At 64.6% G+C, this 14304-nt stretch carries 9 protein-coding genes; 3 read left to right on the top strand and 6 right to left on the bottom strand.

The genetic code is table 11. The features are described from left to right. Nucleotides 1–165: 165 nt before the first annotated feature. Nucleotides 166–2556 (top strand): glycoside hydrolase family 2 TIM barrel-domain containing protein, encoded by a 2391-nt coding sequence (locus V7066_RS01175; protein WP_334181418.1) that lies wholly within the window; start codon nucleotides 166–168, stop codon nucleotides 2554–2556. A gap of 85 nt (nucleotides 2557–2641) precedes the next feature. On the opposite strand, the gene V7066_RS01170 is transcribed toward V7066_RS01175, so the two are convergent. After that, nucleotides 2642–5104 (bottom strand): TonB-dependent receptor, encoded by a 2463-nt coding sequence (locus tag V7066_RS01170; RefSeq protein WP_334181417.1) that lies wholly within the window; start codon nucleotides 5102–5104, stop codon nucleotides 2642–2644. Beyond that, nucleotides 5101–5538, bottom strand: a complete 438-nt coding sequence (locus tag V7066_RS01165) for a TonB-dependent receptor plug domain-containing protein (protein WP_334181416.1) — start codon at nucleotides 5536–5538, stop codon at nucleotides 5101–5103. The genes V7066_RS01170 and V7066_RS01165 overlap by 4 nt, the downstream gene beginning before the upstream one ends. Before the next feature lie 514 nt (nucleotides 5539–6052). Here V7066_RS01165 and V7066_RS01160 point away from each other — a divergent pair. Continuing rightward, complete coding sequence (locus V7066_RS01160; protein ID WP_442947286.1) at nucleotides 6053–8113, top strand: TonB-dependent receptor domain-containing protein; 2061 nt, start codon at nucleotides 6053–6055, stop codon at nucleotides 8111–8113. 72 nt (nucleotides 8114–8185) lie between these two features. Here the strand turns inward: V7066_RS01160 and V7066_RS01155 are convergent, their stop codons facing one another. Continuing rightward, nucleotides 8186–9403 (bottom strand): MFS transporter, encoded by a 1218-nt coding sequence (locus tag V7066_RS01155; RefSeq protein WP_334181415.1) that lies wholly within the window; start codon nucleotides 9401–9403, stop codon nucleotides 8186–8188. Between the two features lie 93 nt (nucleotides 9404–9496). Here V7066_RS01155 and V7066_RS01150 point away from each other — a divergent pair, with 93 nt between their 5' ends. Further along, the gene (locus V7066_RS01150) at nucleotides 9497–10288 is read left to right on the top strand and encodes an AraC family transcriptional regulator (protein ID WP_334181414.1); all 792 of its coding nucleotides are present in this window, start codon (nucleotides 9497–9499) and stop codon (nucleotides 10286–10288) included. Nucleotides 10289–10380: 92 nt separating this feature from the next. Here V7066_RS01150 and V7066_RS01145 read toward each other — a convergent pair whose 3' ends face one another. The 3 genes from V7066_RS01145 to V7066_RS01135 form a co-directional block, all read right to left on the bottom strand. After that, a complete protein-coding gene (locus V7066_RS01145; RefSeq protein WP_334181413.1) occupies nucleotides 10381–10725 on the bottom strand; it encodes a DUF2322 family protein in 345 nt (114 codons plus the stop codon). Nucleotides 10726–10886: 161 nt separating this feature from the next. Then, nucleotides 10887–12707, bottom strand: a complete 1821-nt coding sequence (locus V7066_RS01140; protein WP_334181412.1) for a M14 family metallopeptidase — start codon at nucleotides 12705–12707, stop codon at nucleotides 10887–10889. Nucleotides 12708–12729: 22 nt separating this feature from the next. Next, the coding region (locus tag V7066_RS01135) for a TonB-dependent siderophore receptor (RefSeq protein ID WP_334181411.1) at nucleotides 12730–14304 on the bottom strand (1575 nt) is incomplete at its 5' end.

Below are 14304 nucleotides of genomic sequence, written 5' to 3'. Positions count from 1 at the left end.
AAATAGTGGAGTATCCCCGCGATTGGGCCAGAAGGCGCAACGATTGAAAATGCACTGCAGGAACGGTGCAGGGGAGAGATGGATATGGTGGCGCACAAGGCTGGCCGCGATGGCGAAGGCATTTCGAATGACATCCGGTCCTTCGCACTCAGGCGGCGCGCCATCATGGCATCTCTGGCGATCCTCTGCCTGCCGATCGCGGGCTTCGGCACGGCGCTTGCCGCCCCGCGTGCCGTGGCCGAACTGCCCGAAGGTTGGCGTTTTTTCCAAGGCGATCCGGAGGGCGCCGAAACGCGTGCCCTCGATGATTCGGCTTGGCAGGCCGTGTCCGTTCCGCACGACTGGGCTATTGCAGGCCCCTTCGATGCGAATGCCAAGGCCGCGGGAGAGAACGGGTTTCTGCCGAGCGGCGTGGCCTGGTATCGCAAGACGCTGGATATCAGGCCGCAGCCGGGCCGCCGCTATTTCGTCGAGTTCGACGGGATCATGGAGCGCAGCGGCATCTGGGTGAACGGGCACCATGTCGGCTATCGCCCGATGGGCTATGTCAGCCAGCGCTACGACCTGACGCGCCATCTTCGCCCGGACGGCAACAATGTCATCGCCGTGCGTGCCGATACTTCGGCGGCGCCTTCCTCGCGCTGGTACACCGGATCGGGCATCTATCGGCACGTCCGTCTTATCGAGACCGGCGATATTCATATTCCGCAGGGTGGCGCCTATGTCCGGGCCAGCGCGATAGCCGGGGACCGGGCGACGATCGCCGTCGTCGCGGAGGTGAGCAACGCTGCCGACAGCGCCGGAGAAGCGAAAGTGGAGGTGGTCCTTACCGATCCCGACGGCCGCGAAGCCGCACGCGGGATCACGCCGATCGCTAACCTTGCCGGTGGACGTACCGTGACGCTACCGCTCGATCTGTCGCTCACCCAGGTGCATCGTTGGGACATTGACGATCCGGCGCTCTATCGCGCTTCGTTTCGCGTGCTCGACGCCGACGGCACCGTTCTCGACAATGAGGACGTGGCTTTCGGCATCCGTGAGGCGCGGTTCGATCCGGCGACCGGATTCTGGCTCAACGGCCGCAATTTCAAGCTCAAGGGCGTAGCGCTGCATCATGATGGCGGTGCCGTGGGCGCGGCGGTTCCCCTTGCCGTCTGGCGGCAGCGGCTGACGGCGTTGAAGGCACAGGGTGTCAACGCCGTTCGAACGGCCCACAATGTGCCCAGTCCCGAGTTCCTGGACCTGGCGGACCGATTGGGACTGGTCGTGATGGACGAACTGTTCGACCAATGGAACGTCGCCAAGACGCCGGAGGACTATCACCTGTTCTTCGGTGACTGGCACAAGCGCGATACGCTCGACATGGTGCGCCGGGACCGCAATCACCCCAGCATCGTCCTGTGGAGTGCGGGCAACGAGATTCACGACACCGCCTATCCCGTCCAGGCCAAGGCGGCGCTGCGCAGTATCCTCGATATCGTGCATGCCGCCGATCCGTCGCGCCCGGTGACGATGGCGCTGTTTCGCCCGAACGTCACCAAGGACTACGAGAACGGCCTTGCCGACATGCTGGACGTCGTCGGCCAGAACTACCGCGAAAACGAACTGATCGCAGCCAGCCAGCAGAACCCCAAGCGCAGCATCGTCGGCACCGAAAACGCGCATAACCGCAGCAATTGGGTGCCGGTGCGAGACTATGCGCCGTTCTCCGGCATGTTCCTGTGGACCGGTGTCGATTATCTGGGCGAAGCGAACCGGTCCGGCTGGCCGAATATCCAGAACCCGGCGGGATTGCTCGACCGCACGGGGCGCCAGAAGATCAGCGGCATGGAGCGCGAGAGCTGGTGGTCGCAGCGTCCGGTCGTCCATCTCGTTCGCAACGCCGATCCGGCTGCGGCCGGACCCGCCACAGACGGCGCGGGCGGGCCGAACCAGCCGGCCCTGCCGACGATGATCGCCGTTGCCACGCCCAAGCCCAAAGTCGCGCTGTTCGACGACTGGACGCCAGACGACCGCACTCCGCACGAGGAAACGATCGAAGTCTACAGCAATTGCCAGCGGGTCGAGGCTTTTCTCAACGGCCGCTCGCTCGGCACGCTGCCGCTACATCAGGATGCGTCTCCGCGCCGCTGGCCGGTTCGCTACGTGCCGGGTGAAGTGCGCGCCGTCTGCCACGATGCCGGTGCCGCGAGCGTTTCGGACAGTCTGCGGACGGCTGGCGCACCGGTCCGGATCGCCTTGCAGGCAGACGAACCCCAGGTGGGATCGCATTTCGACGACATGACCTACGTGCGTGCGCGGGTCGTCGATGCGAACGGCGTCACGGTGCCTTCCGCCAGCCATCGCCTGCACTTCGCTGTCAGCGGTGCGGGCGAGATCGTTGCAACCGACAACGGTTCGTCGGTCGATCACACGCCGTTCCCCTCGCACGACCGTGCCGCCGAGGGCGGTATGGCCGTCGCGCTCGTGCGCGGCACGGGGAGGGGGCGTTTCACGATCACCGCAACGGCCGGGGGGCTGAAATCCGGCACGGCCGAATTGCGGGCTGTCGATTAGGGCATTTTGGAATCACCTGATGACTCGGTAACTGTTCTAGCTCGGTCCATGGCGGCGAGGGCGACCATGGACCGGGCTGGTTCTCTCAGAGCTGCATCGTCGCACCGGCGAGGTAACGCTTGCCCGGATAGCTGATCTCCGTCAGGCGCATGTCTCCCGCCGTCGCGCGTTCCGTTTCGCCGGTGAGGTTCTTGGCCTCCACGAAGACCGAGACGCCGGTTCCCGGAATCCGGTAGGAGACGCGGGCGTCCAGATAGCCGGTACCGTCGCGGTAAACCGGATTGCCGGAACGTTCGGCGGCGGTCAGCAGGTACTTGTTCCTGCCGTTATAGGCCAGTCGCGCATTGATGCCGTACTTGTCGTAATAGGCGATCAGGTTGTAGCTGTGCTTGGAGAGACCGGGAAAGTCCAGTTCCGAACCATCCAGTTCGTTGAACAGGCCGACATCCTTCGCCGTGCTGTAGGTGTAATTGACGATGGCTCCGAAGCCGTCGAGCGGGGAGGGCAGGAAGGTGAAGGCCGTCTGCGCGGAAAGCTCCACGCCGCGGACCTTGGCGCCGCCGCCGTTGATCGGCTGGGTCACGTCGTAGAGGATCCCGTCCTTGAACAGGTCCACCCCGGTGCGCAGCGTGCGTCCAAGAATGAAGCTCTTCACGTCCTTGTAGAAGAACGAGGCGTTGAACAGCGTGTCGCGGTTGGCATACCAGGCCAGGTTCACGTCGAACTGGTTCGCGCGGTAGGGCTTGAGGTCGGGATTGCCTGCCGCGCAGGTATCCAGCGCTCCCTCCTCGGCATCGAGAGTGAGGTCGTAGATGCAGTTGGCATTGGGCACGAGGTCGGTCGGCTTGGGACGGGCCATCACTTTCGCATAGCCGAGGCGAAGCGTGACGTTGCGGCCGAAATCCACCGCCAGGTTGGCGCTGGGCAGGATGTCGTCGTAGCGGTTGTTCAGCGTTACCGACTGGGTGCCGACGATCACGATGCTGTTGGTGCCGCTGACGGGATCGGTCACCCGCTCGCGCCGGACGTTGGAGCCGGTCACATGGGTGCGGGTGGTGACATAGCGCACGCCGACATTGCCGGAGAGTGAGAGACCGAAGAGTTCGCCTTCGAGATTGGCCTTGAGATAGGTCGCGGCGATCGTTTCGGACAAGTCGTGGTCGGGAATCTGCGCCAGCCCGTTGCAGGTCCGGATGCAGTCGCGATTGAAACCGGACAGGTCGAAATAGTCTGCCACGGCATCGAAATTCGGCGCGAGCCAGGATTGCGGCAGGCCGGTGGTGTCGATGCCGCCGCCGTTGAAGAAAGTGCCGGGGGTCTGTTCCGAGGATTCCGCGATGAACTGCGCGAGCTTTTCCGGAGTCCAGACCAGCGCTGTCGTGCCGTTCGGCCGGATGGCGACGTCGTAGTCGACATTGGCGGTGGGCTCGGTGGTTCCGTCCGGCTCGACGCGCCCGCCGCCGCGATAGCGCAGCGATCCCGACTTCCGGTACTGTACGCCTGCCTCCAGACTGCGCAGAACCGGGCTGTCCAGATCGTAATCGGCGTCGAGCTTGAACTGGGTTTCCTTCGTGGTCACTTCGTCGGGACGATACTCCAGCGACGGGCCGACAGGACGGATTCCGCTCGTATAGGTGGAAACATCGGAGGGATCGTAGCCTGCCGGGAACGTGAAGCGAGGGATGCCCGTATCGGGATCGAGCGCGATGAGGATCGAGGGGATCGAAGCGCTGAGGCTGATCGTCTTGCTGTCGCTCTTCACCGTGGCTTTGGAGGAGACGGCAAGGCCGGTCAGGTGAAGGCGATCCGCCTCCCAGTCGAAGCCGCCCGACAGATAGCGCGAGCGCTGGTTGTAGATGAAGTCGCGCTTGGTGGAACTGAAGATGGATCCCGCGCCGGTGGTGTCGGTGGGGGCGGTGGGCGCCGTGATCAGTTCGATCGCGTTGTTGTTCTCGTCCGTGACCACCGTGCCCGTGGCGAAGCGCGTGGCGGCGGCAAGGTTGATCGCATAGTTGTAATCGATCATCCGGTTGCGGCGGCGGTTGTATTGCCCTTCGACCCAGGCGTTGAGATTGTCGGTGAACTTGTATTGCAGCGTGCCCATTGCCGAGATGCGCTTGTCGTCGCGCGTCCAGATGCCGTAGCGGGGAATGCGGGGGGTATTGTCGTAGAACTGCCGCTGGCAGGCCGCGCGCAAGTCCGGCCCCTGCGGAACCCGGCGGCAACCGGCGAGCGAGGTGATGTCGCTGAAGTTCGGATTGGGCACGACGATCCGGTCGTCGCCGTTGAAGTCTGCGAGGCGCACCCATTCGGTATTGCGGATGAAGTCGCCGCGCGTGAGATTGTGGTCGTAGGTGACGTTGAACAGTACGCCCAGGCGGTCATCCAGGAACTTGCGCCCCGCCGTCAGGTTGGCGCGGGGCCTCACCGTCTTGTCGGCGCCGTCCAGAACCTGGCCGGAGAGCATGGCCGAGAGCAGCGGCTTCTTCAGTTCCAGCGGCTTGCGGGTCTGGATCGATACCGTGCCGCCGATGCCGCCTTCGGTCATGTCGGCCGTATAGCCTTGAACACGTCGATCGACTTGACCAGTTCCGAGGCCAGTTCCCGGAAGTCGGCCCCGCGTTCGCCGCTGCCGCTGTTGCCGAGCAGGGAAACGCCGTTGATCTCGACGCGGTTGAGGTCCGGTTCGACGCCGCGGATCGATACGGCGACGCCTTCGCCGAACTCCCGCTGCAACTGGACGCCGGTGATCCTCTGGAGCGCCTCGCCGATGTTCTTGTCCGGGAATTGGGAGACGTCTTCCGCCACGATCGAATCCGCCACCGTGTCTGCGCCGCGCTTGCGGGCGATCGCCGACTCAAGGCTGGCGCGGGTGCCGACCACCACGATCTGCGGATCCTCGGGCGGCGATACCTCCTCGGCCCCAGCGGCAACGGCCCAGTTGCCTGCCAGGATCGTGGTTGCCGCGGCATGGCAGGCCATTCGTTTCCATTGTCGGTCCTTCGTCATCTATCGCACCCTGTTCTCAACTGAATCGGTGGAGAATGGATGGCGGATGCGCCTATTAGTCCGACAAATTATTGTTTTCCGGCCGTCAACATCTTCTATATATTTGGAATAATGATCCATATTGCGGGATCGTTGGTGTTGTCGACCGGAGCGAAGAGGCCCCGAGGCAAGTCCATCGACAAGCAGGATTCGGCGTGTCGGTACTCTGCGCGGTGCAAGCGGATCTTTGGAATTCACACGCGTATTCGGAAACATCCGACAATATTCTATTAGCAAACCTCATAGTTTCGATGTGTGGAAGGTTTGCACGTCGTAACATTTGATGTCTGGAGTGCGCGGGCCCCGACCGGAGATTGACAGAGAGCCGTTGTCATAACCAGTGGCCTGCAAATGCAAGTCATTCGCACTTGCAGAATTCAGGGGAACAGGTGTGACGACATTTTCCGGGCAACCGAAGCGCCGACTGGCGGGAGCAAGCATCATGGTCATGGCAGCGCTGGCGGCGCAGCCGGGCCGAGCCGAGGAAGCGGGAGACGGAGCAGGGGAGCCGATCGTGGTGACCGCTGCCGGTTATGCGCAGGATATCTCGATGGCGCCGGCCAGCATCACGGTGATCGATCGCACCGAGCTTCAGGACAAGCGCTTCGTCAGTCTGGCCGAGGCACTCCAGGACGTTCAGGGCATCGACGTCGGCGGCGAGGCGGGCAAGACCGGTGGCCTCAACATCTCGATCCGCGGCATGCCCAGCGACTACACGCTGGTCCTGATCGACGGACGCCGACAGAATGCGCCGGGCGGCGTCACTCCCAACGGCTTCGGCGAAACGTCGACCAGCTTCATGCCGCCGTTCTCGGCCATCCAGCAGATCGAGGTCGTGCGCGGCCCGATGTCCACGCTCTACGGTTCGGATGCGATGGGCGGCGTCGTCAACATCATCACCCGCAAGGTCGGAAGCCGCTGGGTGGGCACGGCGACGGCCGAAAGCACGATCCAGGAAGACGATCGCTTCGGCAATATCCAGTCCATCAACGGTTTCGCGCAGGGACCGGTGGTCAAGGATCTGGTCGGCCTGACCCTGCGCGGCAGCGTGTTGCACCGCGAGAGTTCCAACATCGAGATTCCGGGCGATCCCGCGCTCACCCTGGGCCGCAATCCGGTGCGCTCCGACATCTATACTTACGGCGGCCGTCTCAGTGTGACGCCCCATGCAGACCACGACCTCTGGTTCGAGTTCGACCGCAACGAACAGATTTACGACAATACCGAGGGCCAGCTTGGCACCCTGGGATCGGGTGGTTACGCGCCCCGGCAGAAGTTCAACCGTACCAATTACGTTGTCGCCCATACCTGGCGGGCGGGCGACTTCGGCCAGCTCGACACCACGCTGACGCGCAACGAGACCGAGACTATCGGCCGCCTGATTCCCAACGGCACTCCCGGCGCCACGCCGGGCAGCGCGCGCAGCCTGAAGGCGCGCAACGACATCGTCGACAGCCGTTTCGCGGGCAAGGCGGGGCCGGTCGCCTTCACGGTCGGCGGTCAGTACTGGCGGGCCAGGATGGTCGACGGCGTGGCCCCGGCGCCTTTCACGTTCACCCAGTGGGCGGGCTTTGCCGAGGCGACGGTCACGGTCGTGGACGGCTTCAATGTGACCGGCGGCGCCCGCTACGACGATCATTCCACGTTCGGCAACAAGTGGTCGCCCCGTGCCTATGCGGTTTGGAACATGACCGATGCACTGACGGTGAAGGGTGGCGTCAGTCGCGGCTTCAAGACTCCGCGGGTCGAGCAGATCGCCAGCGGCATCATCGGTTTCGGCAGCCAGGGCCGCGTGCCGCTGATCGGCACCCCCGGTCTGACGCCGGAGACCAGCACCAGCTACGAAGCCGGCATCTACTTCGACGACAAGGGCATGTTCAGCGGCAACGTCACCCTGTTCAACAACGACTTCGACGACAAGATCGCCAGCGGTCCGGGTATTCCCAACTGTTCCTTCGCGGGGAATCCGAACCGTCCGGGCTGTCTCGATGTCGGCAACTTCCCCGCTGTCGACCTGTTCGGCCAGTCGATCAATATCGACAAGGCGCGCACGCGCGGCGTGGAAGTGGCGACGCGCCTGGCCTTCACGCCTGCGGTCTCGCTCTCGGTCAACTATACCTATACCGAGACCGAGCAGCTCAGCGGGGCGGAGAAGGGCCTGCCGCTGATCGGCATGCCCAAGCACATGCTGAACGGCAACTTGCGCTGGAAGGTCAGCGATGCCGCCAGCCTCTGGGCGCGGGCCGAAGTCCGGTCGAGCCGCTATCGCGGCAACAACGCCCAGCAGACGGCGGTGGGAGACTTCCGCAGCTACGAAGTCTTCCACCTTGGCGGTTCCTACCAGATCGCCCCCGCTTTCCGCCTGGCGGCGACCGTCTACAACGTGTTCGACACGGACTATGCCGTCTATGTGCCGTATCAGAGCGGAACTTTGACCGCCTACACCCCGGCCTACTCGATCAACCAGGAAGGCCGCCGACTGTGGCTCTCCGCCACGGTTGACTTCTAAAGGCCGGTCATGCCGCAACCCCACCGGCGACAGACAATGTCGCCGGTGGGGGCGTGTGCTTTCGGACGTGGATCAGTCCTTGCCCACGCGCGGCAGCAAGGCTGTCAGCAGGCCGATGGCGGGCAGGAATGCGCAGATCTGGTAGACCGTGTCGATGCTCGTCCGGTCGGCCAGCCAGCCCAGCACGGCCGCCCCAAGGCCGCCCATGCCGAACGAGAAACCGAAGAACAGGCCCGAGATCATCCCGACTTTGCCCGGCACGAGTTCCTGCGCGAAGACGACGATCGCCGGAAAGGCCGAGGCCAGTATCAGGCCGATCGCCACGGTCAGCGGGCCGGTCCAGAACAGGCTGGCATGGGGGAGCAGCAGGGTGAACGGCAGGGCGCCGAGGATCGAGAACCAGATCACGTACTTGCGGCCGAAACGGTCGCCGAGCGGTCCGCCCAGGACGGTGCCGACGGCAACCGCCGCCAGGAACGCGAAAAGATGGAACTGGGCGTTCTGTACCGAAAGCCCGAAGCGGTGGATCAGGTAGAAGGTGAAGTAGCTCGTCAGGCTGGCGAGGTAGACGTACTTGGAGAAGATGAGCGCCAGCAGGATCGCGATGCCGCGTGCCGCATGGCCCTTGGGGAGGGCGATATCCGGCTTCGCCTTGCGACCGGCGGCCAGCCGCTGGAGGCCGTGGCTGCGATACCAGGCGGCGACGTTCCACAGCACGGCGCCGGAAAGCAGTGCCAGCAGGGCGAAGAAGGCCAGGCTCGACTGTCCCCACCGTACCACCACGAGGGCCGCGGCCAGCGGGCCGAGCGCCTGTCCGGCGTTGCCGCCGACCTGGAACAGGGATTGGGCCAGTCCGTGCCGTCCACCCGCCGCCATTCGCGCGACGCGTGAGGACTCGGGATGGAACACGGAGGAACCCATGCCCAGCAGCGAGGCGCCGATAAGAACCAGTCCGTAGCTGTGGGCGGCGGAGAGCACGGTCAGCCCTGCGAGGGAGAACAGCGTGCCGCCCGGCAGGGCCAGCGGAGTCGGCCGCTTGTCGGCATAGAGACCGACCAGAGGCTGAAGGATCGAGGCGGTGATCTGGTAGGCTAGCGTCACCAGCCCGATCTGGCCGAAGTTCAGGTGCAGGTCGGTCTTGAGCGCAGGATAGATGGCAGGCAGCAGCGACTGCATCATGTCGTTCAGAAGGTGACAGAAACTGATCGCGACGATCACTCCGAATACCGTTCCGTTGATCGTGTGATCGTCTGCTGTGCGCATCGCCGCACCGGGGCTGCTCGCTGCCATGTCCTGCATGTCCTTATGACTTTATTCTCGTCAGGTCCGCTTATTCGTTTTACGATTGTCCCGCTTCCGCATATGGGTCAATCAACTATGCAAATGGGACAGTCTTTCCTCCTGCGCAATTCGGCGGACTTTGAAGACGTGCCGCGCCCGGTCGTCGGTATCGGCAACGACTATCCGCCTTCCTTCGAACTGGCGGAGCACAGCCATCGGCGTGGCCAGTTCCTCTACGCCGCACACGGCGTGGTTGCCGTCAGCACGCCAGAGGGGGCCTGGGTGGCACCGCCTGAACGGGCGGTCTGGATTCCGGCGGGGACACCGCATTCCGTGCGCATGGTCGGAGCGGTGCAGACGCGCAGCGTGCTGATCGACCAGAAGGCGGGTGCAAACCTCGCCGGTAGCTGCCGGGTCGTCACGGTATCGCCGCTCCTGCGTCAGCTTTTGGTGGCCGCATCACAAGTGCCCGCCGAATATGACGAGGGTGGCCGCGACGGGCTGGTGATGGACCTTCTGGTAGCCGAGATCGGCCGGGCACCGGCGATCCCGCTGGTCGTGCCGTTTCCCCGCCATGCCGCTCTGGCGCAGCGGTGCCATCGCTTTCTCGAACGCCCGCAGGCGAACGACACGATCGACCAGTGGTCCGAGGCGCTGGCCATGAACCGACGCCGCTTCACGCGGCTGTTCCGGCGGGAAACCGGGATGAGCTTTGCCGAATGGCGGCAGCAGGCCTGCCTGTCGGTGGCCCTGCCTCGGCTGGCATCTGGAGATTCCGTTACCGCGATCGCGCTCGATCTCGGCTATGACAGCCCAGGCAATTTCTCGACGATGTTCCGGCGCGTCCTGGGCGCTTCGCCGAGCCGCTATCGTCCCGAGAGCGGCGGAGACTGATCGTTCCTGTCGATCAGGTTGCGCTGCGGGCGGGTCGCGGCCGATCCGAAAGGCTTCGGGCTGGCCGCGACCGGGAGCGCGTTTCGCGAAGATCAGGCCTGGCTGGCGACGACTTCGATGCGCAGAGGATCGGCACCGGCTGCGATATCGAGCAGGCGGTCGATATTGGGATGGGCGCCCGGACGATTGCGGGCATCTTGCGTATGTTCGGCGAAGACGACCAGACCTGCCTCTGCCGCCTCGGCGCTCAGGATGTCGAAGTTCTGGTTCAGGTATTGATAGACCGCCAACGAACCTTGCTTGCCCGGCTGGTTTTCGATGGCGGCAACGACAGTCCCTTCGGCATTGACGAGGTCGATACGCCCCACGCCCTCGATGGAGGGCAATTTCGCCAGATTTTCCTTGAACGTTGCGCTGGGCTCGATCGTCGCCGACATTTTGGGTTCTCCTGAAGGGATCATTTGCGCGCGCTGTTACACCATCCGCGCAGGTCATCAATCGTCCTGCCGTCAGACCAGCGCGATGGACGAACGGCCCTGCATGAGGTTGGGGATAGCTGCATCCGAAAAATGCGGCAGATAAATCCCGGAAGTGCCGATTACTCGATGCTGTTTGCGGGGGCGAATTCGCGTTTTACCGGATAGACGCGGCTGAAGGCCTCGCGTCTGGGGAGGTGTTCGGCCAGCCAATTTCGTCTTGCGGCGGGATCGGCGGCGAATTCCGGATCGGCGGCCAGTTTGCTTTCGAAAGAGGCCCGGAGCTTTGCATCGGACGCCAGCAGGGCATCCAGCAAGGGCGCCATGACGAAGTCTTCCGTCCCGGCCGGTGCGGACAGGACTTCCGGAAACAGCCCCCAGGCCAGGAAGCTGTCCTGGCTCTCCGGCTCCAGCAGCGCCGCGGCCAGCAAGCCGAGAGGCTGGTCGGACGGCACCCGCACGGTTCCGGCCGGAACGGTCGCTTCGCCTAGCTCATGGGTAAAATGCGCCTCCAGCGGAATGCGGCCATCGTGTGCTGCCGCCAGCTTCACGTCCTGGAGGCGAACGGTGTCGAGCGAAAAAGTCCGATCCGCCTCGATCGTCTCGAAGCCGATGCCGTGGAGACGCAGCTTTTCGATTACCTCGGTCTGGGCCGCCGGGATCAGCCAGGCCTTGGGCAGTCGCACGGATTCGGCGGCGTCCTGACCGATGATCGGCATAGGGAACGTGATCCGCTGTCCGGTCCAGCGCTGCTCCATCCGGCCAGTCGCGGCAGACCGGTAGGTTTCGAAGGCGACGCCCTTGAAGCTGTCCACCCAGCCGATCGGTTCCTTCGCGGGCGTCCAGCGGGTCAGCAGCCGGGCGGGCCGTTCCGCACGGTCCAGCGCCTTGGCCTCGGCGATGCGGCCTGAATCCTGTGCAGCCAGCTTGAGCGCCGCCTCGAGCAGAACGTAAGTGCCGAGTACGCGCTGGCGATAGGGTTTGAGCATGTGGTTCTCGACCAGCACGGTCGGAACTCCGATGAAATCGCCGTAGCCGGTCGAATAGCGCGGACCTTCCGGGCTGTAGCGGATGCCCGCTTGGGGATTGCGGGTGTCGATCGGGCTGGGATAGATGATCGGCTCGTGCCCGGCCTTGGTCAGCGCTTCCTGCACGGTGGGGCCGAAGCGCTGCTCCAGCCAGTTCGCGGTCGCTCGGTGGCGCGCATACTTGCCCCAACCGGCGTAGGTATACGTCACGTCATACTGCATGTCGAAGCCGCCGCTGACGTGGCAATCGATGTAGAGCACCGGGTCCAGCTGCCGCAGCAGCGCGACCATGGCGCGCACTTCGGGCGTGTCTAGCTTCGCGTAGTCGCGGTTGAGATTGATGGCGCGGGCATTGCCCTCGGTGCCCTTGGCCTCGGGGCCGCGGACGTGGAGGAAGTTCCAGGGGCTTGCCCGCTCGTGCCCGTCTATATTGAGGATCGGCACGAAGACGAGATCGACCTTGTCGAGCAAATGCGCCTTGCCGCGCACGGCGATGTCGCGCAGCAACATGAGCCCGGCGTCCTTGCCGTCGATCTCGCCCGAGTGGATGCCCGCCTGCACCAGCACGACGGGTTTGCGCACCGTGCCGCCCTTGCCAATGCTGGCGCGCACCATCAGGAGATCCCGCCCCTCTCCGGTCTTGCCGAAGCTCTCCACGCTGATGAGCGGCGAGGCCTTTGCGAGCCTCTCCAGCCAGCCGCGCACTTCATCATAGGTCGGCGTCGTGCGGAAACCCGCCGCTTCCGCCGGAGTGATCCAGGGATCCTCGGCCCGAACGACGAGCTTCTCGCTTGCACCCGACCATGACAACGCGGGCGGCAAGACTGCGGCAGGAGCAGGTCCCTCCGTCGCGGCCAGCGCAGGAGGGGGCAAGGTGGAGGCGAGAGCGGCGGCGATAGTGCCGAACTTCAACATCGAATTGTCCTTGAGACGGAATTCAGAACCGGGCGCGCAGACCGACAGTCGCGGTGCGCGGCGCACCGGGCTGCACCCAGAGCGGAGAATAGCTGTTGGCGTACCAGTGCGCATCGAACAGGTTTGTGACCGATCCGAACAGTTCGAGCCGGTCCATCAGGTCGACTTTGCCGAACAGGCGGAACAGCGTGTGCGCGGGCAGCCTGAAATCGGTGCCCGTCTCGCCCGAACGCCTGCCGACATGCTGCATGCCCGCCCCGACTTGCGCTTCGCGCTCGCTGAGGGTGAAAGTCCTGGCGACCTGCATGTTCAGGTTGTGCCGGGGAATGTTCACCAGCGGATCGCCCGGCAGGACCTGGAACGCGGTGTTGGGATCCACCATGGTCGAGCGCGCCTCGGCATCGACGAAGGCATAGCTCACCAGCACGTCCCAGCCGCCCGGCAGGCGGCCGCCCAGATCGAACTCCACGCCGCGGCTGCGTGCCTTGCCGATGGCGAGCGAGTAGCCCGGCGCATTGGGATCGGTGGCCAGCACGTTCGCCTTGGTCAGCTGAAACGCCGCCAATGTTCCGTTCAGCGCCCCGCCCAGCAGGGTGAGCTTCACGCCCACCTCGATGGACTTGCTGGTCTCGGGATCGAAGATCGAGCCGCTTACGTCGGTGCCGACATTGGCGCGGAAGCCCTGGCCGTAGGCGGCATAGGCCGTCAGCGGCTCGCTCAGCTTGTAGACCACGCCCGCCTGAGGGCTGAAGCGGCTGCGCTTGCGGCGGCTGTAGACGTCGCTCAGGCGGTTGTCGGTTTCCAGTTCCAGATGATCGTAGCGGCCGCCGACGCGCACTTGCAGGCGCTCGGTGATCTCGATCTGGTCCTGCACATAGGCGCCGATGGAGCGCTGGCGATCGACGCGGTCCATCATCGTCGTGCCGGTCGGCAGCGGGAAACGTCCATAGACCGGATTGAAGATGTCGATGACATTGCCCTGCTGTTCGGTGGGGTTCGTGCTCAGCGCGGGCGGGCGGAAACGAAGGAACACCTGATCGTAGTCGAAGCTGTCGTAGTCGGCGCCGATCAGCACCCGGTGGCGGAGCGAGCCGGTGTCGAACTCGCCCGCAAGCTCGGCGCGGATAACATAGTGCCGGGCATCGTAGCGCCGCGACCGGCGCTGGCGTGAAAGCGAGCGACCGTCGGTGTAGAGCGCCTGCCGCGAGGCGACCGTCTCGGCATCCGAGGAAAAGCCGGTGAGCAGCGTATCGCGCAGGCTGCCGCCGACCAGCAGGCTCCACCTGTCGCTGAACTCGTGTTGCAGGCGCAGCTGGTGGCCGGTGGCGCGGGCCACGGTGTCGCCGTCTCCCGGCTCGCCGAGGAACCGCGAACGCGGCACCGTATCGAAGTTGCCGTCAAGCACGACGATGCCGCGATCAAACGGCACGGCCACGCGCGTCTTCTCGAAATCGTAAGTGAGGCGTGTGTCCGGGCCGAGAGCAAGGCCGATCGAGGGCAGAAACCCCCAGCGCGACTGGTGAACGTGATCGCGGAAGGTATCGCCGTCCTCGGCATAGGCGATCAGCCGCGCGGTGAGCCCTGCCGTCAGGGCGAG

This window comes from Novosphingobium sp., from assembly GCF_036820275.1.
In the GTDB taxonomy this organism is placed as follows: Bacteria; Pseudomonadota; Alphaproteobacteria; order Sphingomonadales; family Sphingomonadaceae; genus Novosphingobium.
The sequence above is the reverse complement of the archived record's forward strand: the minus strand, read 5'-3'. Positions and strand labels throughout refer to the sequence as shown.